At 41.6% G+C, this 26,382-nt stretch carries 22 protein-coding genes; 14 read left to right on the top strand and 8 right to left on the bottom strand.

Annotated features, from left to right (window positions below; translation table 11 throughout):
- Positions 1–48 precede the first annotated feature (48 nt).
- From LVY74_RS05925 to LVY74_RS05910, 4 genes are all read left to right on the top strand, one after another.
- Positions 49–2,454: a glucose/quinate/shikimate family membrane-bound PQQ-dependent dehydrogenase gene (locus LVY74_RS05925; RefSeq protein WP_237814251.1), complete on the top strand. Its 2,406-nt coding sequence runs from the start codon at positions 49–51 to the stop codon at positions 2,452–2,454.
- Positions 2,455–2,713: 259 nt separating this feature from the next.
- Complete coding sequence (locus tag LVY74_RS05920; protein WP_237814250.1) at positions 2,714–4,102, top strand: NAD-dependent succinate-semialdehyde dehydrogenase; 1,389 nt, start codon at positions 2,714–2,716, stop codon at positions 4,100–4,102.
- A gap of 174 nt (positions 4,103–4,276) precedes the next feature.
- Positions 4,277–5,920 carry a nitrite/sulfite reductase gene (locus LVY74_RS05915; RefSeq protein ID WP_237814249.1) on the top strand — a complete coding sequence of 548 codons (1,644 nt, stop codon included), beginning with the start codon at positions 4,277–4,279 and terminating at the stop codon, positions 5,918–5,920.
- The gene (locus tag LVY74_RS05910) at positions 5,913–6,398 is read left to right on the top strand and encodes a DUF934 domain-containing protein (RefSeq protein ID WP_237814248.1); all 486 of its coding nucleotides are present in this window, start codon (positions 5,913–5,915) and stop codon (positions 6,396–6,398) included. The genes LVY74_RS05915 and LVY74_RS05910 overlap by 8 nt, the downstream gene beginning before the upstream one ends.
- A 214-nt stretch (positions 6,399–6,612) precedes the next feature.
- Here the strand turns inward: LVY74_RS05910 and LVY74_RS05905 are convergent, their stop codons facing one another.
- Entirely contained in the window at positions 6,613–7,131 is a 519-nt protein-coding gene (locus LVY74_RS05905) for a GspH/FimT family protein (protein WP_237814247.1), read from the bottom strand.
- Between the two features lie 338 nt (positions 7,132–7,469).
- Between LVY74_RS05905 and omp38 (LVY74_RS05900) the strand changes: the two genes are divergently transcribed.
- Together omp38 (LVY74_RS05900) and omp38 (LVY74_RS05895) are read left to right on the top strand one after the other, a co-directional pair.
- Positions 7,470–8,570: an outer membrane protein Omp38 gene (gene omp38 / locus LVY74_RS05900; protein ID WP_237814246.1), complete on the top strand. Its 1,101-nt coding sequence runs from the start codon at positions 7,470–7,472 to the stop codon at positions 8,568–8,570.
- Positions 8,571–9,001: 431 nt separating this feature from the next.
- Positions 9,002–10,087: an outer membrane protein Omp38 gene (gene omp38, locus LVY74_RS05895; protein WP_237814245.1), complete on the top strand. Its 1,086-nt coding sequence runs from the start codon at positions 9,002–9,004 to the stop codon at positions 10,085–10,087.
- A gap of 45 nt (positions 10,088–10,132) precedes the next feature.
- Here omp38 (LVY74_RS05895) and LVY74_RS05890 read toward each other — a convergent pair whose 3' ends face one another.
- The 5 genes from LVY74_RS05890 to LVY74_RS05870 form a co-directional block, all read right to left on the bottom strand.
- The gene (locus LVY74_RS05890; RefSeq protein WP_171492602.1) at positions 10,133–10,294 is read right to left on the bottom strand and encodes a hypothetical protein; all 162 of its coding nucleotides are present in this window, start codon (positions 10,292–10,294) and stop codon (positions 10,133–10,135) included.
- Between the two features lie 3 nt (positions 10,295–10,297).
- On the bottom strand, positions 10,298–11,503 hold the full coding sequence (locus LVY74_RS05885; RefSeq protein ID WP_237814244.1) for an RtcB family protein: 1,206 nt from the start codon (positions 11,501–11,503) through the stop codon (positions 10,298–10,300).
- Positions 11,504–11,762: 259 nt separating this feature from the next.
- A complete protein-coding gene (locus LVY74_RS05880) occupies positions 11,763–13,229 on the bottom strand; it encodes an amino acid permease (protein ID WP_237814243.1) in 1,467 nt (488 codons plus the stop codon).
- Positions 13,230–14,264: a methyltransferase gene (locus LVY74_RS05875; protein ID WP_237814242.1), complete on the bottom strand. Its 1,035-nt coding sequence runs from the start codon at positions 14,262–14,264 to the stop codon at positions 13,230–13,232.
- A 64-nt stretch (positions 14,265–14,328) separates the two neighbouring features.
- A complete protein-coding gene (locus LVY74_RS05870) occupies positions 14,329–15,702 on the bottom strand; it encodes a uracil-xanthine permease family protein (protein ID WP_237814241.1) in 1,374 nt (457 codons plus the stop codon).
- Positions 15,703–15,879: 177 nt separating this feature from the next.
- Here LVY74_RS05870 and typA point away from each other — a divergent pair, with 177 nt between their 5' ends.
- The 4 genes from typA (at position 15,880) to LVY74_RS05850 (ending at position 19,605) form a co-directional block, all read left to right on the top strand.
- Positions 15,880–17,715 carry a translational GTPase TypA gene (gene typA, locus LVY74_RS05865; protein ID WP_151710099.1) on the top strand — a complete coding sequence of 612 codons (1,836 nt, stop codon included), beginning with the start codon at positions 15,880–15,882 and terminating at the stop codon, positions 17,713–17,715.
- Positions 17,716–17,941: 226 nt separating this feature from the next.
- The gene (gene mscL, locus LVY74_RS05860; RefSeq protein WP_151710098.1) at positions 17,942–18,376 is read left to right on the top strand and encodes a large conductance mechanosensitive channel protein MscL; all 435 of its coding nucleotides are present in this window, start codon (positions 17,942–17,944) and stop codon (positions 18,374–18,376) included.
- Between the two features lie 102 nt (positions 18,377–18,478).
- Positions 18,479–19,036 (top strand): thermonuclease family protein, encoded by a 558-nt coding sequence (locus tag LVY74_RS05855; RefSeq protein WP_237814240.1) that lies wholly within the window; start codon positions 18,479–18,481, stop codon positions 19,034–19,036.
- A gap of 221 nt (positions 19,037–19,257) precedes the next feature.
- The gene (locus LVY74_RS05850; protein WP_237814239.1) at positions 19,258–19,605 is read left to right on the top strand and encodes a gamma-glutamylcyclotransferase family protein; all 348 of its coding nucleotides are present in this window, start codon (positions 19,258–19,260) and stop codon (positions 19,603–19,605) included.
- Positions 19,606–19,646: 41 nt separating this feature from the next.
- Here LVY74_RS05850 and LVY74_RS05845 read toward each other — a convergent pair whose 3' ends face one another.
- Positions 19,647–19,931, bottom strand: a complete 285-nt coding sequence (locus tag LVY74_RS05845) for a peptidylprolyl isomerase (RefSeq protein WP_237814238.1) — start codon at positions 19,929–19,931, stop codon at positions 19,647–19,649.
- A 12-nt stretch (positions 19,932–19,943) separates the two neighbouring features.
- Positions 19,944–20,777: a bifunctional DNA-formamidopyrimidine glycosylase/DNA-(apurinic or apyrimidinic site) lyase gene (mutM, locus tag LVY74_RS05840; RefSeq protein WP_237814237.1), complete on the bottom strand. Its 834-nt coding sequence runs from the start codon at positions 20,775–20,777 to the stop codon at positions 19,944–19,946.
- Positions 20,778–21,008: 231 nt separating this feature from the next.
- On the opposite strand from mutM, the gene LVY74_RS05835 reads away from it, so the two are divergent.
- From LVY74_RS05835 to LVY74_RS05820, 4 genes are all read left to right on the top strand, one after another.
- A complete protein-coding gene (locus tag LVY74_RS05835; RefSeq protein ID WP_237814236.1) occupies positions 21,009–23,117 on the top strand; it encodes a TonB-dependent receptor in 2,109 nt (702 codons plus the stop codon).
- 22 nt (positions 23,118–23,139) lie between these two features.
- The gene (locus LVY74_RS05830) at positions 23,140–24,264 is read left to right on the top strand and encodes an NADH:flavin oxidoreductase/NADH oxidase (protein WP_237814235.1); all 1,125 of its coding nucleotides are present in this window, start codon (positions 23,140–23,142) and stop codon (positions 24,262–24,264) included.
- Positions 24,265–24,278: 14 nt separating this feature from the next.
- Positions 24,279–25,202, top strand: coding sequence for an AEC family transporter (locus tag LVY74_RS05825; protein WP_237814234.1), 924 nt, complete (start codon positions 24,279–24,281; stop codon positions 25,200–25,202).
- A gap of 187 nt (positions 25,203–25,389) precedes the next feature.
- Complete coding sequence (locus LVY74_RS05820) at positions 25,390–26,376, top strand: bile acid:sodium symporter family protein (protein ID WP_237814233.1); 987 nt, start codon at positions 25,390–25,392, stop codon at positions 26,374–26,376.
- The last annotated feature ends 6 nt before the right edge of the window (positions 26,377–26,382 follow it).

Below are 26,382 nucleotides of genomic sequence, written 5' to 3'. Positions count from 1 at the left end.
CTAAAGCATTTGTTTTGGCGCAGACTTGAAAAACTCCGAGGTGTGTTTATGAGTCAACCCTCACAACGTTCAGGGTTTCAAACCTTTATGGCAATTGTGATTGCACTGATTGGTTTAATTCTTCTAGTTGTCGGTGCATATGCTGCGTTCTTGGGCGCGTCTATTTACTATGTGATTGCAGGTCTGGTTTTACTGGTTTCTGCAATTTTATTATTACGTAATTCTGCGGTTTCATTACTGGTTTATGCCGCTCTTATGCTTGCCACCACGATTTGGGGGCTATGGGAAGTGGGTTCTGACTTCTGGGCATTGGTACCGCGCTATGACATCTTAGGTGTAATCGGTATTTTATTGCTGTTCCCTGCGGCAACGCGTGGTATTCAGTCCGTAAAACCGAGTCGTATTGCATTAGGTTCAACCCTTGTGCTTGCCATTTTAGTGATGGCGTATTCGATCTTTAATGATCCACAAGAAATTAACGGTACGATTACCAATCAGCAACCTGCGAAAGCACAAGCAGTTTCAGGTGTTGCTGAAAGTGACTGGCCTGCATATGGTCGTACGCAGGGTGGTGTTCGTTATTCTCCATTGACGCAAATTAATGACAAAACAGTCAAAAATTTACAAGTGGCATGGACATTCCGTACAGGTGATTTGAAAACGGGTAATGACTCGGGTGAAACCACCAATCAGGTTACGCCAATCAAAATTGGCAATAACATGTACATGTGTACAACGCACCAGTTCTTGATCGCACTTGATCCTGCAACAGGTAAAGAAAAATGGCGCTTCGATCCAAAATTACAAACCAATCCAAGCTTTCAGCATTTGACTTGCCGTGGCGTGTCTTATTTTGATGCAAATAACACTCAAGGTTTTGCAGCAAGCTTGGAACATAAAACATCAAGCTCTACGCAATGTCCTCGTAAAGTTTTCTTGCCTGTCAACGATGGTCGTTTAATTGCGATCAATGCAGACAACGGTCAACGCTGTACTGACTTTGGCAACAATGGTGAAGTGAATCTTCAAGCCAATATGCCGTACGCTTATGCAGGCGGTTATAACCCAACTTCTCCGCCAGTTGTGACAGGAACTACGGTTATCATTGCGGGTTCTGTGACGGATAACTACTCAAACAAAGAGCCATCAGGTGTGATTCGTGGTTACGATGTCAACACAGGTAAATTGTTGTGGGCATTTGATACAGGTGCGCAAGATCCAAATGCATTACCAGGTCAAAATACAAACTTTGTGAATAACTCACCAAATGCGTGGGCACCACTGGCTTATGATGCGAAACTGGATATTGTTTATATTCCAACAGGTGTCGGTACGCCAGATATTTGGGGTGGTGACCGTAACGAGTTGAAAGAGCGTTATGCCAACTCAATGCTGGCTGTGAATGCAACTACAGGTAAACTAATTTGGCACTTCCAAACTACACATCACGATTTGTGGGATATGGATGTACCATCTCAGCCATCACTTGCGGATGTGAAAACCAAAGATGGTCAAACAGTTCCAGCGATTTATGTATTAACCAAAACAGGTAATGTATTTGTCTTGGATCGCCGTACAGGTAAAGCGATTGTACCGATTCATGAACGTGCTGTACCTCAGTCAGTTGAACATGGTCCACAAACTCAAGGCGAACATTATTCTGCTACCCAACCATTCTCTGATCTCGATTTAGCGCCACAAGCGAAATTGACAGATAAAGACATGTGGGGTGCAACCATGTTTGACCAGTTGATGTGCCGTATTGAATTCAAGAAGTTGAATTACAATGGTATTTATACACCACCATCAGTGAATGGCACATTGGTATTCCCTGGTAACTTGGGTGTGTTTGAATGGGGTGGCATGTCTGTCAACCAAGACCGTCAGGTTGCGGTCATGAACCCGATTGGTCTGCCGTTTATCAGCCGTCTGATTCCTGAAAATCCAAACCGTAAAGAAACGGCTAAAGGTGCAGGGACTGAACAAGGTGTTCAACCAATGTATGGTGTGCCTTATGGCGTTGAAATCAAAGCCTTCTTGTCACCAATTGGTTTACCTTGTAAGCAGCCTTCATGGGGTTATGTTGCAGGTGTGGACTTAAATACCCATCAAGTGGTTTGGAAAAAACGGATTGGTACGATTCGTGATAGTTTGCCGAAGTTGTTCCAGTTACCAGCACTCAAAATTGGTGTCCCTGGTTTAGGTGGTTCGATTTCAACTGCGGGTAATGTGATGTTTGTTGCTGCAACTCAAGACAACTATATCCGTGCTTACAATGTGAGTAACGGAGATAAGCTGTGGGAAGCACGTTTACCTGCAGGTGGACAGGCAACGCCGATGACCTATGAAATCAATGGTAAACAATACCTTGTGATTATGGCAGGCGGTCATGGCTCATTTGGTACCAAGATGGGTGACTACCTTGTGGCTTATGCCTTACCTGATACAAAATAATCAGCATCACTGATTCATGATGATTTTAAAATGCTCACTTCGGTGGGCATTTTTTGTATTTGCAGCGATTCCTTTGTAAAAAGTAGGGAAAAAGTAGGCGAAGTTGATCCGTTAAATTTGTTAAAAAATAGAAGAACTTGCTTTAAGTATATTTTTATATTTATCAATGTTTTACTAAAATTTGATCTTTAAGGTCAGATAACTGCACTGAATTACTCACGTAATATAAGTGCTGGGTCATAATAGAAGGACGTAACAAATGGCTTATGCTACAGTCAATCCATATACTGGTGAAACCTTAAAAACTTTTGCAACCGCAAGCAAGGAAGAAGTGCTTGGCGCGATTGATCAAGCGTATACAACCTTTTTGGCTTGGAAAGAAACCAGTTTTGAACAACGTGCTGCAATTTTAAATAAAGCAGCCAGTATTTTGCGCAACGAAACCGATAAATATGCAAAATACTTAACTTTAGAAATGGGTAAGCTATTTACTGAAGCGAAGCTTGAAACCATCTTGTCGGCTGAAATTTTAGAATATTATGCCAAGCATGCCGAAAAATTATTAGCACCAGAAAAACTTCCAACGGATGCACAAGGCGTTGAAGCGACTCTATACCATGAACCACAAGGTGTATTGCTTGCGGTGGAGCCGTGGAATTTCCCGTTCTATCAAATCGCACGTATTATTGCGCCACAACTATCGGCAGGTAACACGATTCTGCTAAAACATGCGTCAAATGTGCCACAAAGTGCCAACGTGTTTGAAGAATTGATGCTTGAAGCAGGTTTACCTCAAGGTGCATTTAAAAACTTATATTTAGCGCATGAACATACTGCGGTCATTCTTAATGATCGCCGTGTTTGTGGCGTGGCGTTAACTGGTTCTGAAGCAGCTGGCGCAATCGTGGCGGCGGAAGCGGGCAAAGCACTGAAAAAATCTACTTTAGAGTTGGGTGGTGCGGATGCCTTTGTGGTACTTGAAGATGCTGACCTACAAAAAACTGTAGATTGGGCGGTGATGGGTCGTCACTGGAACGCAGGTCAGGTCTGTGTATCTTCTAAACGTCTGATTGTGGTTGATGCGATTTATGACCAGTTCTTGGCTTTATATAAAGAAGGTGTAGCAAAACTCAAAGCAGGCGATCCAATGGATCCTGAAACTACACTTGCGCCATTGTCTTCACAAAAAGCAGCGGATGACTTGAAAAAACAAGTTGAGCAAGCGATTGCGGCAGGTGCTGAAGTTGAAGTGATTGGTGCGCCAGTTCCAGAACAAGGTGCATTCTTCCAGCCACTTCTGATGACTAACTTGCATGAAAACAATGAAGCGCGTCATTGGGAATTTTTTGGCCCAGTGACACAGTTGTACCGTGCCAAAGATGAAGCAGATGCAATCCGTATTGCCAACGACACACCATTCGGTTTAGGTGGTTCTGTATTTACCCAAGACCATGCGCGTGGTGTTGAAGTTGCAAAACAAATCTATACGGGCATGGTGTTTATTAACCACCCAACTATGGTGAAAGCTGACTTACCATTTGGTGGTGTTGCACACTCTGGCTATGGTCGTGAGTTGATTGGTCTAGGCATTAAAGAATTTGTAAATCATAAGCTTGTTGGTGTTGCAGATATTGATGCACCATTCTAAACAGCCTTGAAATACACGCTGTAAAAAGAGCTGATCTCGTCTGAGGTCAGCTTTTTTATTGCTGAAAACGCTTTATCAGTAAAACCGCTATTAAATATGTAAAAAAAACATTTTGTTGATGAATTAAAGCCCTTTATGCTATGGCAGTTAAATTGAACTTACTAGCTGAACGCCATGTATTTATACACTGATTTCGATCAGCAACTGGTGAATGAACGAGTTGCACAATTCCGTGATCAAACAGAACGTTACCTTGCGGGAAAACTGACCGAAGACGAATATCGTCCACTGCGTCTGCAAAATGGTTTATACGTACAGCGTTATGCGCCAATGTTACGTATTGCCGTGCCTTATGGTCTGATGAACTCGAAGCAACTGCGCAAAATCGCAGAGATTGCCAAAGAATACGACCGTGGTTATGCACACGTATCGACTCGTCAAAATATCCAGTTAAACTGGCCTGCGCTGGTTGATGTACCAGATATCTTGACTGAGTTGGCAACTGTTCAAATGCATGCCATCCAGACTTCGGGTAACTGTATTCGTAACACCACAACCGACCAATATGCGGGTGTTGTGGCTGGGGAAATTACAGACCCACGCCCAACCTGTGAATTGATTCGTCAGTGGAGTACATTCCACCCTGAATTTGCATTCTTGCCACGTAAGTTCAAAATTGCAGTTTCTGCACTTGAAGAAAAAGACCGTGCTGCAACTTCATTCCACGATATTGGTGTCTATATCGTGAAAAATGAAGCAGGCGAAATCGGCTATAAAATCAAAGTCGGTGGTGGTTTAGGTCGTACACCTGTGATTGGTAGTGTGATTCGTGAATTCTTGCCACGTGAAGATTTGATTGCATATTTAGATGCGGTACTTCGTGTTTATAACTTGCATGGTCGCCGTGACAACAAATACAAAGCACGTATCAAAATCTTGGTTAAAGCGATGACGCCTGAAGTCTTTGCTGAAAAAGTTGAAGCTGAGTTTGCGCATACGTGTGAGCCACTGAAAATTCAACCTGAATTCTTGGCAAAAATGGATGCTGTGTTTACACCATTTGACTACCAAGATTTGCCTGATGAAGATTTCACAGAAATTTTTGCACAATATCCAAAATTCAAACAATGGTTCAACGTCAATACCAATGCACATAAAGTGCAAGGTTATCGTATTGTGACCATTAACTTGAAACGTGCAGGCGTCGCACCTGGTGATATGACTACAGAAGAAATGCATTTTATTGCAGATCTAGCTGATCAATATACCTTTGGTGAATTACGTACGACGCATGAGCAAAATATTTCTCTCGCTGACGTGCCACAAAAAGATTTGTTTGTATTGTGGCAAGCGTTGGAAAATGCTGACATGGCACGCGCACATATTGGTTATATTACCGATATTATCTGCTGTCCAGGTGGTGATTTCTGTTCATTGGCAAATGCAAAATCAATTCCAATTTCAGAAGCGATTACCCGCCGTTTTGAAGACTTAGATACAGTCTATAACTTGGGTCATTTAGACTTAAATATTTCAGGTTGTATGAATGCGTGTGGTCACCACCACGTGGGCAATATCGGGATTTTGGGTGTTGATAAAAAAGGTGCAGAGTTCTACCAAATTACTTTGGGCGGTAACTCAGACCATGATGCTTCAATTGGTGACATCTTAGGACCATCATTTGCAGCCGATGTTGTCCCTGATATTGTGGAAGAAATTTTGAATACTTACCTTGACCTACGTCAAGAAGGCGAAGAGTTTATTGAAACTTACCGCCGTGTGGGAATTCAACCATTTAAGGAGCGTGCATATGCTTAATTTAGCCTTACCTGTGCTATTTAAAGATGGCACGATTCAGGACAACAGTTATCAAGCGATTGCTGAAGATGGTTTAGTGCCACAAGGTGATGTGGTTTTGACCACAGCGCAGTTAGATCAACTGAATCAAGTACAAGGCAAAAAAGCGTTGTATATTACGGTCGATGATTCTCCTGAAACGCATAGCTATCCATTAGATCAGCTCGACACAATTTTTGTTGAATTTGCTGGTTTTAATGATGGTCGTGGTTATTCATTTGCTGCATTGTTACGTCGCCAAGGTTATCAAGGTGAATTGCGTGCAGTCGGTGATATTTTTAAAGATGTCTTGAACTACTTAAAACGTTCAGGATTCGATAGTTTTGTCGTGAAAGAAGGGAAGGATATTCAAGAAGCTGCGGCTGGCTTGAAAGACTTTACCAGCCCGTACCAAATTTCAACGGCAGTTCCGCAATCGGGTTATCAAACTGGGGCTTAATTGCTGAAATAAAAAAAGCTGGATTCGTTCCAGCTTTTTTTATTCTTAGATTTTTAAATTGATGATGGTGCATGAGTTTAGAGCAGATGTAGAAAAATACCCAAATGGTGATCAATATGAATGGACTGCTCGTTTTGTTGTGGTCTTTTCTTATCAGTTTATGGTTTTTTATGGTTTATATATTATTTGGTGCATAGCCAAATGAAGACACGTCTTAACAACTGGTCATGATTTCATTTCGTGGGATGCCTGTTGAACCTAAAATGACTTTATTATGCTGTGCATCGTGAGTACTGCAATAATAAAAACTTCCCATAGAGCCTCGTGGTAAACCAGTGTCACCGCGAAATATAATACGAGGTATATTGAGGCTGCCTTGCCAACGTAAATTCCCATAACGTAGCTGAGTAGAATAGCGACTTAGGATACGTTCATCTTGTTCTAAATTACGATTTTGATTGATATCCAAAAATGAGATGAAGCCTGTTTCCCAAGCAGAATCGCTACAGCTATTTAGATCTTCGCTTGAGCAAATCACAACATTGCTACGATATAAAACTGCATTATTTTTTGCTTGTTGTAGATGCATGCGTAATTTAACCGCGATCAATTGAGATTCTTGTCGTGCTCTAGCATTATGGTAAAACGGAAGTAAGATTATGCTGATAATCATAATAATCATCACAGTACTTACCATTTCAATCAGCGTAAAACCAAAATTTCTACTATCCATAGATATACTCCATATTTATTGTTTATTTAATTGTTAAATTTTTGATATTTAAGGTTTAAGTTTTATATGACTGCTAAAATATGTAAAAAAATGTTAGAATATAATTTAATATGTATATACGTTATTTTTTGATAAAAGTTGACTATAAAGTTACCGAACTACAACGGAATTTGTAAGAAATTTTGTCAATAATTCGTCCATACATTTGGTTGTTAGCTATTTTTGGCTGACAAGGTTTAAGATTAGTTTAAATTTATCATCAAGATAGTATATATCTTGATTGCTCAGTAAGAACTTTAAGCTAAGCTTAAAATAATCGCTTTCTTTGGAGGATATCCATGAAATTAAATCGTATTGCGCTCGCTACATTGCTTGCCGCTTCTCCATTTGTTGCAGCAAATGCTGGTGTAACAGTGACTCCATTATTGTTAGGTTATACATTCCAAGATACTCAACATAATAATGGTAATAGTCATCTATTAGATTCAAAAGCAAGCCCAAGTCAAGGCGAAATGCAAGACGATTTAGCTGTCGGCGCAGCACTGGGTGTTGAATTAACACCATGGTTAAGCTTTGAAGCTGAATATCTTCAAGTGAAAGGTGATGTTGACGGTGTTACAGGCGCTCCGGGTGCTGAATACAAACAAAAACAAATCAATGGTAACTTTATTGCGACCTCTGATTTGATCACTAAAAACTATGACAGCAAAATCAAACCTTATGTATTGGTTGGTGCTGGTCATTATAAATATGATTTTACTGACGTTGCTCGTGGTACACGTGGTAATTCAGAAGCAGGTACGCTTGCAAACGCAGGTGTAGGTGCATTTTGGCGTTTAAATGATGCATTGTCACTTCGTACTGAAGCACGTGCAACTTATAACATTGATGAAGACTTCTGGAACTATACAGCATTGGCTGGTTTGAATGTTGTAATCGGTGGTCACTTGAAACCTGCTGCTCCTGTAACTGAAGTACAGCCTGTAACACCGCCACCTGTTGTTGAGCCACAGCCTCAGCCACAACAGTTGACTGAAGACTTGAACATGGAACTTCGTGTGTTCTTTGATACCAACAAGTCAAACATCAAACCACAATACAAACCTGAAATTGCAAAAGTTGCAGAGAAACTTTCTGAGTATCCAAATGCAACAGCGCGTATTGAAGGTCACACAGACAACACTGGTCCACGTAAGTTAAACGAACGTTTATCTTTGGCACGTGCAAACTCTGTTAAATCTGCACTTGTTAGTGATTACAATGTAGATGCATCACGTTTGACTACTCAAGGTTTTGCATGGGATCAACCGATCGCTGACAACAATACTAAAGAGGGTCGTGCAATGAACCGTCGTGTATTTGCAACAATTACAGGTAGCCGTACTGTTGTTGCTCAACCTACAGCAGATCAAGCTGCACCAGCACCTGCTGCCCAGTAAGTCAGTATTGTCTTAAAAAGCCAGTGATTATCACTGGCTTTTTTATTTAAATAATTGAAATATATAATTATATTTTATTTATTGTTGGAAATATATCTTTTTATATGAAATTAAATATTAAAAATAAGCAATAAAAGTATTTGATTTATTTTGAGATAAATTGATTTAATTAAATATTTTTCAATTAAATCAAATTTTTATCTTTAATTAAATGCTTATTTTTTTTGAATCGTGATTTGAGTATATTAAAAAACAACATGATTCTCTTGAAAAATATTATAGTATTGTTATTAAAGTTTTAATTTTATTAATCAGCTTGTATTATATGTACTCATGAGTTAAAAGAACTGAGATAGCTATAAAATGATCTCGGTCAGAAGTAATAAAAATTTAAGTTACGCTTGAAAACAATTGTTATCTGGAGGATATCCATGAAATTGAGTCGTATTGCGCTTGCTACTATGCTTGCAGCATCTCCACTTGTTGTTGCACATGCAGGTGTAACAGTTACACCATTGTTACTTGGCTATACATTCCAAGATACTAAACACAACAATGGTCAGTCACAGTTACTTTCTTCTAAACTTGGTCAAGGCGAAGCACAAAATGACTTAGCAGTTGGTGCAGCACTGGGTGCTGAATTAACGCCATGGTTAAGCTTTGAGGCTGAATATCTTCAAGTGAAAGGTGATGTTGACGGTGTTGCAGGTTATCCTGGCGCTGAATATAAACAACAGCAAATCAATGGTAACTTTATTGCGACCTCTGATTTGATCACTAAAAACTATGACAGCAAAATCAAGCCTTATGTATTAGCTGGTGCTGGTCATTATAAATATAAGTTTACTGATGTCCCTTCAGACTACCGTCGTTACCGTGGTAATACAGAAGAAGGTACGCTTGCAAACGTAGGTGTAGGTGCATTCTGGCGTTTAAATGATGCATTGTCACTTCGTACTGAAGCACGTGCAACATGGAACTTTGATGAACAGTTCTGGAACTATACTGCACTTGCTGGTTTGAACGTTGTGATCGGTGGTCACTTGAAACCTGCTGCTCCAGTTGTTGATGTACAGCCTGTAACACCGCCACCTGTTGTTGAGCCTCAACCACAACCTCAAGAGTTGACTGAAGACTTGAACATGGAACTTCGCGTGTTCTTTGATACCAACAAGTCAAACATCAAACCACAATACAAACCTGAAATTGCAAAAGTTGCAGAGAAACTTTCTGAGTATCCAAATGCAACAGCACGTATTGAAGGTCACACAGACAACACTGGTCCACGTAAGTTAAACGAACGTTTATCTTTGGCACGTGCAAACTCTGTTAAATCTGCACTTGTAAATGATTACAACGTAGATGCATCACGTTTGACTACTCAAGGTTTTGCATGGGATCAACCGATCGCTGACAACAATACAAAAGAAGGTCGTGCAATGAACCGTCGTGTATTTGCAGCGATCACTGGTAGCCGTACTGTAATTGCTCAGCCTACAGCTCCAGCAGCTCAATAATTTGAGTTGATGTGAAAAAAAAGCGGCTCATCAGAGCCGCTTTTTTTATAGCCAGTTTTTAGATTTGAGTTCACATTTCATTGCTTTTCGATCACGGCGATGTTGTGCTTTGGGTTTTTCACTGTCATGCAGACCACTTTTATGTAAAAGTGGTGAGAGTGCAACAGGATTGCGGGCTTTAATTTTGGGCATATTTTTCAGTTTCATTATTTAACCTTTAATACATAAGATTTGTTTTAAGGTGTGTACCACTTCAATCAAGTCACTTTGATAAGCAATCACCTGATCGATATCTTTATAAGCACTTGGAATTTCATCAATCACGCCACTGTCTTTACGACATTCAATACCTTGAGTTTGTGCAATCAGGTCTTGCTGATTAAACAAAAGCTTGGCTTTACTGCGACTCATTTTTCGACCTGCACCATGTGAGCAGGAACAAAAGGATTCAGGATGACCTTTACCTCGAACAATATAAGAACGAGCACCCATTGAACCCGGGATAATCCCAAGTTCATCTTCACCTGCACGAATCGCCCCTTTACGTGTTACAAAGACATTTTCTCCAAAGTGCTTTTCCTGACTAACATAATTGTGATGGCAGTTAATCGCTTCTTTGGTCATCTGAAATGACGGTAAAATTGGACGAATGGCTTCTAAAATCAGGCGCATCATCTCACGTCGGTTTTCATGGGCATAACTTTGTGCCCATTCCACCGCTTCAACATAGTCATCAAAACTGGCCGAACCTTCTGCAAAATAGCTCAAGTCTTTGTCTGGCACATGTCCGAAACGATGTTGTGCCTCTTTCTTGGCGAGTTCAATGAAATAAGTGCCGATCACATTGCCTAAACCGCGGCTACCTGAATGCAGCATAATCCAGACATCCTGATTTTCATCAAGGCATAGCTCAATAAAGTGATTGCCGCCACCGAGTGTGCCTAGCTGTTTTTGCCATGTAGCATCAAACTGTCGAAGCATACGCACTAAGCCTGAATGTTTAAGTAAAATGGGTTGTAAGCGTTTCTCAAGCGGCGTCAGCGTGGATGCCTTCGCCTTCACTTGCTTATGCATATTAAAACCAACAGGCACTTTACGTTCAATCGCATGGCGTAATGGCGATAAATTATCAGGTAGTTGATGGGCTTTTAGATTCAGGCGAATGGCATTCATGCCACAGCCAATATCTACCCCAACCGCAGCAGGAATAATCGCGTGTTTGGTTGGAATGACACTACCAACAGTTGCACCTTTGCCTATATGGACATCGGGCATAACTGCAATGTGTGAGTGAATAAATTGTAGTTGTGCCATTTTGCTGAGCTGTTCGATACTGTCGTGATCGATGTCTTGGGTGAAAATTTTCACAGGCACACCAAAGTGCCCCTCAGCATTTAAAATTTTTTGAATGCTCATTTAGATGATTCTCAAGTTATTTTTGTTTTTGTCCGAATTTTAAGTATAAAAAAACCTAGCGAATGCTAGGTTTTGCATTCGGACAGATGAGATTTGTACACCTGTCCGTGAGACGACATCGTGCCAAATCGATTAGTGTTTTACGCTCGCTAGTACTGGCATGATGTCCTCCTCAATAAAATCTATCCGTTCGGGGATAGTGCCGAAATTCAATATCGGCGAAATAATAAACTTAAAAAATTAAATGTCAAGCGAAGAATTAATCATCATCTTGCATTGGTTTCACATCCATCTTGTCGTAAGGGATGAGTTTGGTCTTGTAAATCCACTTGTAACTGAGCCAAACCACCAAAAATAATGGCAAGGTAATATAGGTTGCAAGTAGGCTTAACCAGTCAATTTTCTCTCCAAGCAAAGCTTGATAATTTTGCCCTAAGATAATGATTGAACACAGAATAAAAGCAAACCAAGGCGCAAAAGGGAAGAATTTAGCACGGTATGCTAAATTTTCTAATTTGTAGCCTTGTGCAATATAGCCTTTACGGAAACGGTAATGTGAAATGGCAATACCTAGCCAGACAATAAAACCACACATGCCTGACATATTCAGGAGCCAGTTGTAAATTTCCTGTTTACCCATAAAACTGGTGAGCAGTGATAATGCAGCAATCGCAGTGGTTGCATACAAAGCACGCATTGGTACGCCACGACGATCGAGTTGTGCAAACCAACGAGGTGCGCGACCTTCTTTCGCCATGTCCCACAGCATACGCGTTGATGAGTACATCCCAGAGTTACCTGCGGAAAGAATCGCAGTTAAAATCACGGCATTCATCAGACCCGCAGCAAAGGCAAAACCAGCTTTTTCATACAGTAATGTGAATGGCGAAAGGGCAATATTGTTACTGCTTGCTGCTTGAATTAGGCGTGGATCATCATAAGCGATGAGTGTTCCAATGATGAAAATACACACCACGTAAAACAGCAAGATACGCCAGAAAATCTGTTTGATGGCTAAAGGAATCGTTTTTTGAGGGTCTTTGGATTCACCTGCAGCAACCCCAACCATTTCAGTTCCTTGGAATGAGAAACCTGCAATCATCGCCACGCCAATCATGGCTTGAAATCCACCAACAAATGGCGCATCTTTATGCGTCCAGTTGGCAAATGGCAGGGCATTGGGTGTCAGCATCACTTTTAAAATTGTGGCAAGACCAATCAAAATAAAGATGATGATGGCCACCACTTTGACCAGTGAGAAGACAAATTCACTTTCACCAAAACCTTTTACGGACATGGCATTGATCGCAAAAATAATGATCAGGAACAATAAGCTCCACCAGTAACCCGGAATTTCAGGGAACCAGAATGCCATAATCCATTGTGCTGCAACCAGTTCAAAAGCTACAGTAATTGCCCAGTTGTACCAGTAGTTCCAGCCGAGAGCAAAACCAAAACCTTCTTCAACGTATTTATTACCATAGGTAAAAAATGCACCTGAAGTGGGATTGTGTGTGGCAAGTTCACCGAGACTGGTCATTAAAAAGTAAATCATAATCCCGATCAGGACATAGGCCAGTAACGCACCACCAGGCCCCGCGGTACTAATGGTTGAGCCTGAAGCTAAAAACAACCCTGTTCCGATTGAACCACCAATCGCGATCATATTCAGATGGCGAGCACCTAACCTGCGTTGTAAGTGCGCATGTTCATTCATTTCGCTCATCTAGTTTCCTTGTCTGTTTGCAGTTGCACAGGCATATAACACCTTAAAGCCTTGTTGATCAGCTTTCGTGTCGCAATGCCCGAAATGCTGCTCAATTAAAGTCGGATAATTTAAAAAACGGTTGGCGACAATCCAGAGCTCACCTTGCGCTTGCAAGTGACGCTTGGTTTGTTTGCACAAATCTTCGCTGACGGTATAAGACGTGTGAATACCCTGATGAAATGGCGGATTACTCACTAAAGCATCTAAATCTGTCGGAGCATCTTGAATGCCTGTGACCGCATGGGTTTGCACTTGTGATTCGGGAATCGCATTATGCTGACAGGTCAATGCTGTCGACTTTAACGCAAATGCATCGACATCAAGCGCATGGATCACATTCAGTGGATTCAGCTTTGCCAAATAGCAGCTAATAATGCCTGCACCGCAGCCAAAGTCGGCGAGTGTACCCGATTTTACTTGGTTGAGGTATGGCAAAAGTACGGCTGTTCCGACATCCAAATGATCTTGACTAAACACCCCAGGTAGGGCACAGATTTTAAGTTGTTGTTCACCGACTTGAATGTCATAAGTTTTTAGCCATGCTTCAAGTGGTTTCAGCGTTTCTTGTTGTTGTAAAACCAGTTGCCAGAACTGGCAGTGACGAGCGCTGTCGAGTTTGAGTGTTTTGCCATACGCTTGTAGCTGTTTGGCTGCACGTTCTACGCCGCCTTTTTTCTCGCCCACCAAGAAAATCGATTGTCCAAGCTGCATATGACTGGCGACTTGATGAATAATGTAATTCAGCAATTCTTTGGACTTGGGAACAAAAATCACAACCTGATCAAAAGTCTGTGCTGGAAATTCAATCGAAAAATGGCTGTCTAAACCTTGTGCCAAATGCGCTTGATGATCAGCAAAATTCCATGTCCAGATACAACCCTCTACACTGTCTTTGAGTTCAGTGAGCAATTGATCTTGAGGTGCATGAATAAATAACACACGACCTTTGAGTTGGTCTTGTTGACGCAAGACGACTTCACTTCGAGGATCCATGATGACACCCTACAAAAATAAAAATGTCCAATCCGCAACAGGGATTGGACATTGTTTTAAAAAATTACTGCTCTGACTGTTCAGGCAAAATTAAATTCAATAACAGTGCAGCAATACCACCTGTCGCCACACCAGAACTGAAGATATTTCGCATAAGTTCAGGCATGTGCTTTAAGAAATCAGGAACTTGTGCAACGCCAAGACCAAGTGCCAAAGAAATTGCAATAATCAGCAAGGCACGACGATCTAGTTTAATCCCTGCCAAAATATTAATGCCCGATGCAGCAACTGCGCCAAACATCACCATCACTGCACCACCAAGTACAGCTTCAGGGACAGCCTGTACAATTCCTGCAATTTTTGGGAATAAACCGAGTAAAACCAACAATGCCGCGATCCAAATCCCGACATAGCGGCTTGCGACACCTGTCAGTTGAATCACGCCATTATTTTGGGCAAATACTGAGCTTGGGAAAGTGTTGAAAATCCCTGCAATCAGTGAGTTAAAACCATTCACCAGTACACCGCCTTTAATGCGTTGCATCCAAGTTTCGCCAGTCACGGGCTGTTTGGAAATTTTACTGGTTGCCGTAATGTCACCAATCGCTTCAAGAGAAGTGACCAAGTAAATAAAAGCAAACGGTAAAAACAGTGACCAGTCAAAACTGATCCCAAAATGCAGCGGTGTAGGTAACTGAAAAACGGGGGCTTGTTGGAATGCCGTGAAATCCAGATGGCCCATAAAACCCGCCAAAATATAGCCAATCACCAAAGCCAGTAGAATCGCTGAGCTTTTGATCCATACCACAGGAATGCGGTTGAGCACGATGATAATTGCAAGCACCACACTCGACATGATCAGGTTATCGCTGTTGGCGAATGTCCCATTTGCCATCGCACCATAACCGCCCCCCATACTGATCAGACCTTCTTTAATTAAAGTCAGACCAATCATTAGCACAACGACGCCTGTAACGAGTGGAGTGATCAGTTTTCTCACCCACGGCAAAATACGTGATACGCCCATTTCAATAAATGCACCCGCAATCACCACACCAAAAATCGCAGCCATCACCTGCTGATAAGGCGTGCCATTGGCAATCATCATGCTGCCAATCGCCATGATCGGGCCAATGAAGTTAAAGCTTGTACCTTGAACAATCAGTAAGCCTGCACCCAATGGGCCGACCTTTTTCGATTGCAAGAACGTTGCAATCCCTGAGATCACCAAAGACATCGATAAAATCATGGTGGTTTCATGAGCAGGAACTTTTAAAGCGCCACAAATCAGTAAACCAGGCGTTAAAATCGGGACAAGAATCGCAAGAAGATGTTGTAAGGCTGCGAAGAATGCAATCAGCGGTTTTGGCTTGTCATCAAGCCCTAACAATAAATCGGGTTGAGGGTGGGAATGGGGTGAGTGATCGAAATCCGACATGGAATTTTGGGGAATATACTAAGCAAGATGCGGCTATTCTAATCGAGTTACATCCCTTTACAAACTAAAAATCGGTTTGACCGATGAAAAAAATGCTGCTGTCAAGAAACTGTCACTACTAAAATCTATATTTTTTCTGTATAATTTGCCCTCAAACTTTAGGCGTATCGAATTTACATGTCAGATATCAAAACTCTCCGTAACATTGCCATCATTGCGCACGTCGATCATGGTAAGACGACTCTTGTAGACAAACTTTTACAACAATCAGGTGCTCTTGGTGATCGCGCGGGCGAGATTGAGCGTGTAATGGATTCGAATGCGCTTGAATCTGAGCGTGGTATTACCATTCTTGCAAAAAACACTGCGATCACTTGGTTGGACAAACGTACTGATACAACTTACCGTATCAACATCGTGGACACCCCGGGACATGCTGACTTCGGTGGTGAAGTAGAACGTGTATTGTCTATGGTTGACTGCGTATTGCTTCTTGTCGATGCACAAGAAGGCCCAATGCCACAAACTCGTTTCGTAACGCAAAAAGCGTTTGCTCGTGGTTTGAAGCCAATCGTGATTATCAACAAAGTTGACAAGCCAAGCGCGCGTTGTGACTGGGTCATCGACCAAGTATTTGACTTGTTTGATAACTTGGGTGCAACTGACGAACAGTTAGACTTCCCAATCGTTTATGCTTCAGGCTTACGCGGTGTTGCTGGTCCTGCACCAGAAGAATTAGCGGAAGACATGACTCCGTTGTTCGAAACGATTGTTGACATCGTTGAACCACCAGCAGTTGATGTTGATGGTCCATTCCAAATGCAGATTTCTTCACTTGACTATAACAGCTTCGTGGGTGTTATCGGTGTTGGTCGTATTCAACGTGGTTCAGTAAAAACCAATACACCTGTGACTGTGATTGACAAAGAAGGCAACACACGTAACGGTCGTATCTTGAAAATCATGGGTTACCACGGTTTAGAGCGTATTGATGTTGATTCAGCATCAGCGGGCGACATCGTATGTATTACAGGTATCGACGCACTAAACATTTCAGACACCATTTGTGATCCGAAAAATGTTGAAGCTTTACCGCCATTGTCTGTAGATGAACCTACAGTTTCGATGACATTCCAAGTCAACAACTCACCGTTTGCTGGTAAAGAAGGTAAATTCGTGACTTCACGTAACATCCGTGAACGTCTTGAACGTGAATTGATTCACAACGTAGCACTTCGTGTAGAAGACACTGACAGTCCAGACCGTTTCAAAGTTTCTGGTCGTGGTGAACTTCACCTTTCAGTTTTAATTGAAAACATGCGTCGTGAAGGCTTCGAGATGGGTGTTTCTCGTCCGCAAGTGATCATGAAAGAAGTTGATGGTCAAATCCAAGAACCGTACGAAAACGTAACGTTTGATGTTGAAGAACAGCATCAAGGTTCTGTAATGGAACAAATGGGTAACCGTAAAGGTGAGTTAACCAATATGGAAGTTGACGGCAAAGGTCGTATCCGTATTGAAGCAACTGTTCCTTCACGTGGTTTGATCGGCTTCCGTTCTGAATTCTTGACCATGACTTCTGGTACAGGGATCATGACTTCAAGCTTCTCGCATTATGGTCCTGCAAAACAGGGTACAGTTGCGAAACGTCAAAACGGTGTGTTGATCTCTATGGTTAACGGTACTTGCTTGGCATTTGCTTTGTTCACTCTACAAGACCGTGGTCGTCTATTTGCTGAACCACAGTTAGAAGTTTACGAAGGTATGATCGTGGGTATGAACTCTCGTTCAGACGACATGGTTGTAAACCCAACTAAAGCAAAACAATTAACTAACATGCGTGCATCGGGTACAGATGAAGCATTAACGTTAACACCTGCAGTTAAATTCACGCTTGAACAAGCTTTAGAATTTATTGAAGATGATGAATTAGTTGAAGTGACACCTAAATCAGTTCGTATTCGTAAGAAATTCTTGACTGAAAATGAACGTAAACGTGCTTCTCGTGGCTAATTGCTCTGAGTTGTAAAGATAAAGCCACCCGATCGGGTGGCTTTATTGTTTTGAATAAATGAATTTGTATCTGTGGTTAGTCCTAGAGGAGTTTTTTGTTGTAATACCGTGAATATTCAAGATTTTTTAATTAAAAACGCTAAATTAAATAGCAGATTACATGATTTCACTCGGTCAATTGTCACCGAATAAATAACAAACCAAATGAGTATTGGAGTCTTCATCCATGAGTATTTTAAAAGAGTTTCGCGAATTTGCGATAAAGGGTAACATGATTGATTTGGCTGTCGGTGTGATCATCGGTGGTGCATTTGGTAAAATTGTTGATTCATTGGTCAAAGACATCATTATGCCGATCATCACGGCAATCACGGGAGGTGGTGTCGACTTTACCCAGAAATTTATCGTGTTGGGTAACAATCCAAATAATCTGCAATCTTTAGCAGAATTGCAAAAGGCAGGCATCAATGTTTTAACCTATGGTAACTTCCTCACCATTTTCATTAATTTTATTATTTTGGCGTGGGTTGTGTTTGTTATGGTTAAATTAATTAATCGATTACGCCGTAAACAGGAAGCAGAAGCTGCTCCAAAACCTGTAACAACGCCAGAAGATATTCAATTGTTACGTGAAATTCGTGATGAATTGAAAAAGAAATAATTGTGTTAATAAGGAAAAGAGGTATATTTACCTCTTTTTTTATGCCGATTTGAGTGTGTTATTGACTCGAAATATGGCAGATGTTTCCTTGATATATTGAAGATGATGATTGATTTTGCACACTGGATAAAATGGTTGCCGTGGGTTTTGGCAGTAATTGGCGGCATGCTGCTTTGGATTGCGATTACGAAACTCAATACCTACTTAAAAAAATTGTTGAGACCATTTAAAAAAGGTCGGAAATATCGCTGTCGAGTGCTTGCGATTGTAGATGGCGATACAATTGATTGCCGACGTCTATTTTATTTTGGGCAATCTCAAAGAATGCGTTTAGCTTATGTGGATGCACCTGAGTCTAAGCAGCAGTTTGGTGAAGAAGCTCAGAAGTATCTTAAGAAAATGCTGCAAGGACGAATTGTGACATTGAATGTTGCAGATATGGATCGTTATGGTCGTGTGGTTGCCGATGTTTATTTAGGACGTGAGAGTGTGAGTGAAACCTTGATTAAAGATGGGATTGCATGGGTCTATGCTGACTATGTGCGCCATCCAAAACGGTTACAACACTTGAATGAATTGCAGGATGATGCCAAAAAACGTAAACGCGGTTTGTGGAAACATAGCCGACCGATGAACCCTAAAGAGTATCGGAGTCGTTGATTGTGAATAAAAAATAGTACTCAAGCGAGTCGCATTTTTTATTGATCTTGATTGAATAAAGTGACTTTAGATTTTGTTAAAGAGTAAGCGTTTCCCTGAATAAAATAGAAGCTATTTTGTATGCTGAATATGGCGGGCATAGGAAAATCTAGGTAGCATCAAAAAAACTTTATTTGATGATCAGCATTATTTTTTGACGTGTTTTTTGATTGGATATTTTCATGAATCGATTATTTGCGTATGGTACGTTGCGTCCAGGACAACCCAATCAACATATTTTGGGTGATCTAGATGGCGAGTGGCAAAAAGCTTATGTGCGCGGGGTTGTGCATACGTTAGATTGGGGGCCTGATAAAGGCTTACCCGCGTTGGTCATTGATGCTCAAGCCGCACAAGTCGAAGGATTATTGTTCTCGACAGATGAATTGGCACATCATTGGCAGATGCTCGATGATTTTGAAGGTTTTCAGTATCAGCGCGTCATTGTGGATGTGGAATTGGAGTCAGGTGATATTGTCCAAGCATGGACTTACCAAATGCACCCGACAGCCAAATCTGAGCAGGGTTGAAACTGAATCAGATGCCAATCTGTCTTTGGCATCTGATTTATTTAAAAATCCGTACGGAACTTAATTTCAAGCAAATGAAAGCCAAACTGGCTTTTGATTGGCCCGTGTAAAATTCTTTCGGCTGCGCTAAAGACCAGTTTATCAATGACAGGCACAAGCTGCCCTTTTTTGACTTCACCCAGCTCATCACCACGCTTGGCAGAGTTACAAGTGGAGTATTCTTTAGCAATTTTGGCAAAATCTGCACCAGACTGAATCTTTTTCTTGAGCTGTTCAGCCAGTGTTTTATCTTTCACCAAAATGTGTCGTACGATTGCAGTTTGCATAGTTTTAGCCTCTTATTCACTGTTTTGTTTTTGTGTTTTTTTAAGTGGCTGGCACTGCGGACAGAAGACACTGGCACGCTGACCCAGCTTGATATTTTCTAGAGTTGTTTCACAGTTGACACACATTTCACCAGCACGCCCATAGGCGAGTAAGGTTTGTTGAAAGTAGCCATTTTCTCCCATCGCATTGGTATAGTCTCGGAGGGTTGAACCGCCAAGACCAATAGCAAAACTTAAAATACGTTTAATTTCAACAACCAGTGCTTCAACCTGTTGTTGGCTTAAGCTCGAAGCAGGCTGGGCAGGATGAATGCCTAAATTAAACAGGCTTTCGGTTGCGTAAATATTGCCCACACCCACCACGATATGATTATCCATCAGTGCAACTTTGATACCAACTTGTTTGGATTTGAGCTTGTCAGTCAGGTACGCTGCATTAAATGCGTCAGTCAGTGGCTCAGGCCCAAGCGGGTCAAGCAGCTTATGCTGTGAATCTGCATTGAGCCAGACGATGCAACCGAAGCGGCGTGGGTCATGATAGCGTAGCTGAAGTTCCCCGAAATCGAGAATGAAATGATCATGTTTACGCAGTTCATCTTGCGCCTTACAAATCCGAAAACTGCCCGACATCCCCAAATGCCATAACATGGTGTCGTGTTCAAACTCGGCCAGTATATATTTGGAACGTCGTTGTAATCCAATCAGTTTTTGACCTTGTAATTTATCTACATCTTGCGGAATCACCCAACGTAATTGAGGTTGACGCACGCGAACAGCTTGAACAGTTTGATGCAGCAAGGGCGCTAGACTATTTTTGGTGGTTTCGACTTCGGGTAATTCAGGCATAACTGGATATTAACAACAACGATCAAATCCATACTTTAGCACGCACACTGAAACAGGTATATCTGTAACTTGTGTTCAGTGAAATGCATTACTACAATAGCTCCTATATTTTTATGATTTTAAACATCAATTTGTCAGGTTACTGACCTTTGGCATTCCACAAGCCTATTTTTGCTTGAACTTTTCAATGCCCACCATTGCTCTCCCTCCATAAAATTTAGGATGTAAATAATGCGTAATCTGCATGTTCATGTGACATTAAAAAGCACACTGTTGTTGCTTACAGCCTGTATTTGTCAAAGTCTTTATGCTGAAGATGATTCGACAGTACAGGATTTGCCTGCAATTAAAGTAGAAGCAACCCACACGGGAACCAGTTATGCAAAAACGCCAGCTTCGATTTTTCGTGTAGACGCGCCAAAGCAGCAAGACAACATTGGTGTGAACCTGACCGAAGTGGTGAAGGGAATTCCAAGTTTACAGCTCAATAACCGTGAAAATTACGCACAAGATTTGCAGCTTTCTATGCGAGGTTTTGGTGCGCGTTCGACTTTTGGTGTGCGTGGCATTCGTTTATATGTCGATGGTATTCCTGCCACCATGCCCGATGGTCAGGGGCAAACCTCCAATATTGATTTAAAAAGCCTCGATCATTTAGAGGTTCTCACAGGCCCATTTTCCTCTTTATATGGCAACTCTTCAGGTGGGGCGATTTTAGCAACCACCAAAGAAGGTCAGGGTCGAGACTCAGTAACCATGGGCTACTCAGGTGGTAGTGATCAACGTAGTAACAGTTCGATTGTGCTGCAAGGTGGCGCACATGCGGAAAATGAACCGAGTTATGTCATTAGTTCATCTTATTTTGATACCGATGGTTATCGTGATCATAGTGCTGCGGACAAAGTACTAAATAATGCCAAGCTCACTTGGAATTTGAGTGATGGCAGTAAAGTGAACTGGGTAACCAACTACGTTAAAATCAATGCGGATGACCCGATGGGGCTGACACGTGCTTTATGGGAGCAAAACCCAAAACAAGCCGTGAGTAGTGCGGACACCTATAACACCCGTAAAGAAATTGAGCAAACTCAAACAGGGGTGACGTGGACAAAATCCTTAGATGATCACAATGAACTGTATGCCATGACTTATGTTGGCAACCGTCATGTGACCCAGTACCAATCCATTCCAAAATCTACTCAAGCCAATGTGAATAATGCAGGTGGTGTGATTGATTTTGATCGTAATTATTATGGTGCTGATTTCCGCTGGACAGGTAAAGATTTGTTGCCAAATACCCGAATTAGTGCGGGTGTTGCACTTGATGCGATGGATGAAGACCGTAAAGGTTATGAAAACTATGATGCTGCAGGCAACTATGGTGTCAAAGGTAATTTACGCCGTAATGAAGACAATACCTTGTGGAATATTGATCCATATTTGCAAGCATCTTGGCAGTTTTTACCGACTTGGCGTTTAGATACAGGTGTGCGTTACAGCAATGTGCATTACAAGTCAGATGACCATTATTTAAGTAATGGTGATGATAGCGGTAAAACGGAATATGCGAAAACCTTGCCTTCAGCGACTTTAAGCTGGCAGGTTTTACCTGAATTGTTGGCTTATGCCAGTTATGCCAAAGGTTTTGAAACCCCAACGTTTACCGAAATGGCTTATCGACCAGATGGTGTAGCAGGGTTTAACTTTAATTTAAAACCTTCAAGCAGTGATAACTATGAAGTGGGTTTGAAGTCTGAAAATCCTTGGGGATATTTCACCTTGGCAGCCTTCCAAATTCACACTAAAAATGACATTGTGTCGTATGCAACGGTGAATGGTCGGGCAACCTATCAAAATGTTGATCAAACTCAGCGTCAAGGTGTTGAGTTTTCATGGAATAAAAACCTGTGGCGAGATTTAAAAGCACAGGCCAGTTATAGCCACTTAGATGCAACCTTTGATGCAGATTTCACCTCATCATCTGGCACGGTCAAAAAAGGAAATTCAATTCCAGGTATTGCAAAAAATCAGGCTTTTGCACGTTTAGCTTGGCAGCCTGAAACAGGGGCTTTTGCAGGCATTGAAGCGCGTTATATGGATAAAATCTATGTCAATGATACAAACTCTGATGCAGCACCAAGTTATACCGTGACAGCAATTGATGTTGGTTATAAGTGGAAAATGCAGGACTGGGCAATCAATACCTATGCTCGTGTTGATAATCTATTTGATCGAAACTATATTGGTTCAGTGATTGTGAATGATGGCAATGGACGCTATTTTGAACCCGCAGAAGGGCGCAATTGGAGCGCAGGTTTAAGTATTACCAAACAATTTTAATGAAACAGGGGAACTTTGTTCGATGTCAAAATTATTCGAAACCATTCAGTTTGCTGATCTGACATTAAATAATCGGGTCATTATTGCACCGATGTGTCAATATTCGGCAACAGAAGCAGGCGAAGTCAGCTACTGGCATGAACAACAGTGGGCAAATTATGCTTTATCTGGTGCAGGGCTATGTATTGTTGAAGCAACAGCTGTGCAGGCTGAAGGTCGGATTAGTTATGCTGACTTAGGTTTGTGGAATGACCAGCAACGTGACCAAATTAAGACATTACTTCAAAAAGTGAAAACACTTTCTCCAATGCCGTTTGGTGTGCAATTGGCGCACGCAGGTCGTAAAGCTTCAACTGATAAACCTTGGTTAGGTCGTGGGCAATTTGCACCTGAACATGCACATGGTTGGCAAACAGTTGCACCGAGTGCCGTTGCATTTTCTGAAAAAGATCTTGCGCCACATGCGTTAACACTTGAAGAAATTCAGGCAGTGAAACACGACTTTGTCGCAGCGGCACAGCGAGCGGTTGATGCAGGTTTTGATTTGATTGAACTTCATGCCGCACATGGTTATTTGTTGCATCAGTTCTTGTCACCATTGTCGAATCAGCGGCAAGACCAATATGGCGGCAGCTTGGAAAATCGCATGCGTTTGACTCTTGAAGTGCTTGCTGAAGTCTTGGAAGTTGTTCCACAAGGCTTCCCTGTTGGCGTGCGTATCTCTGCAACCGACTGGATGGAATCGCAAGCCGATGCCAGTTGGACACTTGAATCGAGTGTTGAACTTGCCAAGCAACTTGAAAAAGTGGGTGCAGCTTATGTGCATGTTTCTAGTGGTGGTCTACATGAAAAGCAGCACATTGATATTGAACCGAATTATCAAGTACCATTTGCTGCAGAAATTAAGCAACATGTTCATATTCCCGTGATTGCAGTGGGCTTAATTACTGAATCTCAACAGGCAGAAATGATTGTACGTCATCATCAAGCTGATGCAATTGCCTTAGCACGTGCAATTTTGTATGACCCACGCTGGGTATGGCATGCCGCAGTTTCCTTGGGTGAGCCAATTCAGGTTGCACCGCAGTATTTACGTTCTCAGCCGCATGGTTTTAAAAACTTATTCCACGCTTTTTCTGAATCTTAAATGATTTTTTTCATTTGGTTCTGAATATTCTACTGCCAATTTTCCTCCTTATAGGAACAGGCTATGGCAGTGTCAAGCTTGGCTTGCTCACTGCTGAACAAATTAAGAGCTTAGGTGGCTATGTCATTAAAATAGCGCTGCCTGCTCTGATTCTATCCTCACTTGCCAGTAAAAATCTGCATGATATTTGGTTGCCACCTTATCTGTTCGCCTATGCAGGTGGCTCACTATTAATTTATGCTTTAGCTTACAGGCTATATCGCAGTCACTTTTCTTATCCGTTGACCCAAGCCGCAGTGATGTCGATGGGTGCATCTATGTCGAATACAGGCTTGATTGGTAGTGCAATCTTGCCGTTATTGTTGCCTGATCGTGCGGTCATTTATTTGTCCTTAACCTTAATGATTGAAAATCTGTTAATGATGACGATGGTGTTATTGTTGGCAGAAGCAGGGTTGCAAGCACAGCATCGCACTTCTGTTATGCTCTATCATGCAGTTAAAAATTTGCTAAAAAATCCATTAGTTATTGCTATTTTACTGGCAATGTGTGCTGTTATATTTGAGTTACACTTGCCACAGGTTTTGAGCAATCTGTTGACTGTACTTGGTAAAACAGCTTCGCCTTTGGCATTACTGGTGATTGGGGGCAGTTTAGTTGGTATTCGCTTGCGAGCACTTGACCATCAAACTTTACTGTTGGTTGGCTTAAAAATTCTACTTATGCCCAGTGTTATTTTTGCTCTATTTTTATTTTTACCCAATGCATCTTTGGAAATGCAACAAGCAGCAACCTTGATTGCGGCACTGCCGATGCCAATTGTATTTGGAATTTTAGGGCAAGTGTATGGATTGGAGCAGCGAGCGGTTGCAGCTGTGATGCTCAGTACGATTCTAGGGTTTATTGCAGTCAGCATGTTAATGACTTTCTGGTGGTAGATTGACCCATGAAGCGACTCAGTTTACTATCGCGCAAGTGATTTTTTAATCAATTATTCAGAAAGATAAGGCATAGTAATGCTCTTTTTTCATTTGGATGATGCTCTTTTAATATGTGAAAAGTCATCTGAAATATCTCATGAAGCCAGAGAGATCAGCCGAGGCGAACCGACCAAGAGGATGTAAAATGGCTCGACCACGTTTTTTACCCGATAATTTTAGCCTGATGATCATTGGCATGGTGGTACTTGCCAGTCTTGCACCGATTCAGGGTCATGCAGCCAGTATTTTTGGACAATTGACCAATTGTGCAATTGCGCTGTTGTTTTTTTTACATGGAGCAAAGTTGTCACGCCAAGCCGTGATGGAGGGTTTAACCCATTGGCGCTTACATCTATGTATTTTTGCAGCAACTTTTATTTTGTTCCCAATTTTAGGTCTTGTACTTAAACCATTGATTGAGCCGCTGTTAGGGCATCAACTCTATCTGGGTGTTTTGTATTTAGCATTGTTGCCTTCTACGGTGCAATCATCAATTGCATTTACTTCGATTGCCAAAGGTAATGTACCAGCAGCACTTTGTAGCGCTTCAGCATCCAATATTTTCGGGATGTTTATTACGCCGTTTTTGGTCAGTATCTTCATTAGTCAGTCCTTGTCTCAGCATGATACAGGTTCATCTAGTGCAGTCCTGAATATTGTTTCTTTGTTGCTTGTTCCATTTATTTTGGGGCAGATCTGTCGTTCAAAACTTTTCCCAGTGATTAAAAAGCATGGTTCAATGGTTAAGGTGGTTGATCAAGGCTCAATCTTGATGGTGGTTTATGCGGCTTTTAGTGAAGCAGTCATTGAAGGGATTTGGCATCAGGTTTCAGTAGGAACCTTGTTGACTCTATTTATTGTATGTGCTGTGTTATTGGCGATTGTGATGTTGCTGATTCATTATTCGAGCCGTGCTTTGGGCTTTAAAAAGAAAGATCAGATTTCGATTTTGTTTTGTGGCTCTAAAAAAACCTTGGCGAGTGGTGTACCGATGGCCAAGATTATTTTTGCAGGACAGCCGATTGGTCTGATCTTGTTGCCTTTGATGTTGTTCCATCAAATTCAATTGATTGTGTGTGGTATTTTGGCGAGCCGTTTTGCTCAGCGTGATGAATCGTTAGACGATCAATAATCATTA

Origin of the sequence: Acinetobacter sp. ME22, assembly GCF_022012315.1 — a bacterium.
GTDB classification, from domain to species: Bacteria; Pseudomonadota; Gammaproteobacteria; order Pseudomonadales; family Moraxellaceae; genus Acinetobacter; species Acinetobacter brisouii_A.
Note: the sequence above shows the minus strand (reverse complement) of the source record. Positions and strands in the feature narration are given on the sequence as shown.

What these genes read in the sequence shown, in the direction of transcription:
- LVY74_RS05920 (WP_237814250.1), top strand. Translation starts at nt 2,714, where the DNA reads ATGGCTTATGCTACAGTCAATCCATATACTGGTGAAACCTTAAAAACT.
- LVY74_RS05845 (WP_237814238.1), bottom strand. Translation starts at nt 19,931, where the DNA reads ATGCAAACTGCAATCGTACGACACATTTTGGTGAAAGATAAAACACTG.
- LVY74_RS05855 (WP_237814240.1), top strand. Translation starts at nt 18,479, where the DNA reads ATGATGATTGATTTTGCACACTGGATAAAATGGTTGCCGTGGGTTTTG.
- LVY74_RS05875 (WP_237814242.1), bottom strand. Translation starts at nt 14,264, where the DNA reads ATGGATCCTCGAAGTGAAGTCGTCTTGCGTCAACAAGACCAACTCAAA.
- LVY74_RS05910 (WP_237814248.1), top strand. Translation starts at nt 5,913, where the DNA reads ATGCTTAATTTAGCCTTACCTGTGCTATTTAAAGATGGCACGATTCAG.
- LVY74_RS05885 (WP_237814244.1), bottom strand. Translation starts at nt 11,503, where the DNA reads ATGAGCATTCAAAAAATTTTAAATGCTGAGGGGCACTTTGGTGTGCCT.
- LVY74_RS05820 (WP_237814233.1), top strand. Translation starts at nt 25,390, where the DNA reads ATGGCTCGACCACGTTTTTTACCCGATAATTTTAGCCTGATGATCATT.
- LVY74_RS05915 (WP_237814249.1), top strand. Translation starts at nt 4,277, where the DNA reads ATGTATTTATACACTGATTTCGATCAGCAACTGGTGAATGAACGAGTT.
- LVY74_RS05830 (WP_237814235.1), top strand. Translation starts at nt 23,140, where the DNA reads ATGTCAAAATTATTCGAAACCATTCAGTTTGCTGATCTGACATTAAAT.
- omp38 (WP_237814246.1), top strand. Translation starts at nt 7,470, where the DNA reads ATGAAATTAAATCGTATTGCGCTCGCTACATTGCTTGCCGCTTCTCCA.
- typA (WP_151710099.1), top strand. Translation starts at nt 15,880, where the DNA reads ATGTCAGATATCAAAACTCTCCGTAACATTGCCATCATTGCGCACGTC.
- mscL (WP_151710098.1), top strand. Translation starts at nt 17,942, where the DNA reads ATGAGTATTTTAAAAGAGTTTCGCGAATTTGCGATAAAGGGTAACATG.
- LVY74_RS05905 (WP_237814247.1), bottom strand. Translation starts at nt 7,131, where the DNA reads ATGGATAGTAGAAATTTTGGTTTTACGCTGATTGAAATGGTAAGTACT.
- mutM (WP_237814237.1), bottom strand. Translation starts at nt 20,777, where the DNA reads ATGCCTGAATTACCCGAAGTCGAAACCACCAAAAATAGTCTAGCGCCC.
- LVY74_RS05925 (WP_237814251.1), top strand. Translation starts at nt 49, where the DNA reads ATGAGTCAACCCTCACAACGTTCAGGGTTTCAAACCTTTATGGCAATT.
- LVY74_RS05890 (WP_171492602.1), bottom strand. Translation starts at nt 10,294, where the DNA reads ATGAAACTGAAAAATATGCCCAAAATTAAAGCCCGCAATCCTGTTGCA.
- LVY74_RS05850 (WP_237814239.1), top strand. Translation starts at nt 19,258, where the DNA reads ATGAATCGATTATTTGCGTATGGTACGTTGCGTCCAGGACAACCCAAT.
- LVY74_RS05835 (WP_237814236.1), top strand. Translation starts at nt 21,009, where the DNA reads ATGCGTAATCTGCATGTTCATGTGACATTAAAAAGCACACTGTTGTTG.
- LVY74_RS05880 (WP_237814243.1), bottom strand. Translation starts at nt 13,229, where the DNA reads ATGAGCGAAATGAATGAACATGCGCACTTACAACGCAGGTTAGGTGCT.
- omp38 (WP_237814245.1), top strand. Translation starts at nt 9,002, where the DNA reads ATGAAATTGAGTCGTATTGCGCTTGCTACTATGCTTGCAGCATCTCCA.
- LVY74_RS05870 (WP_237814241.1), bottom strand. Translation starts at nt 15,702, where the DNA reads ATGTCGGATTTCGATCACTCACCCCATTCCCACCCTCAACCCGATTTA.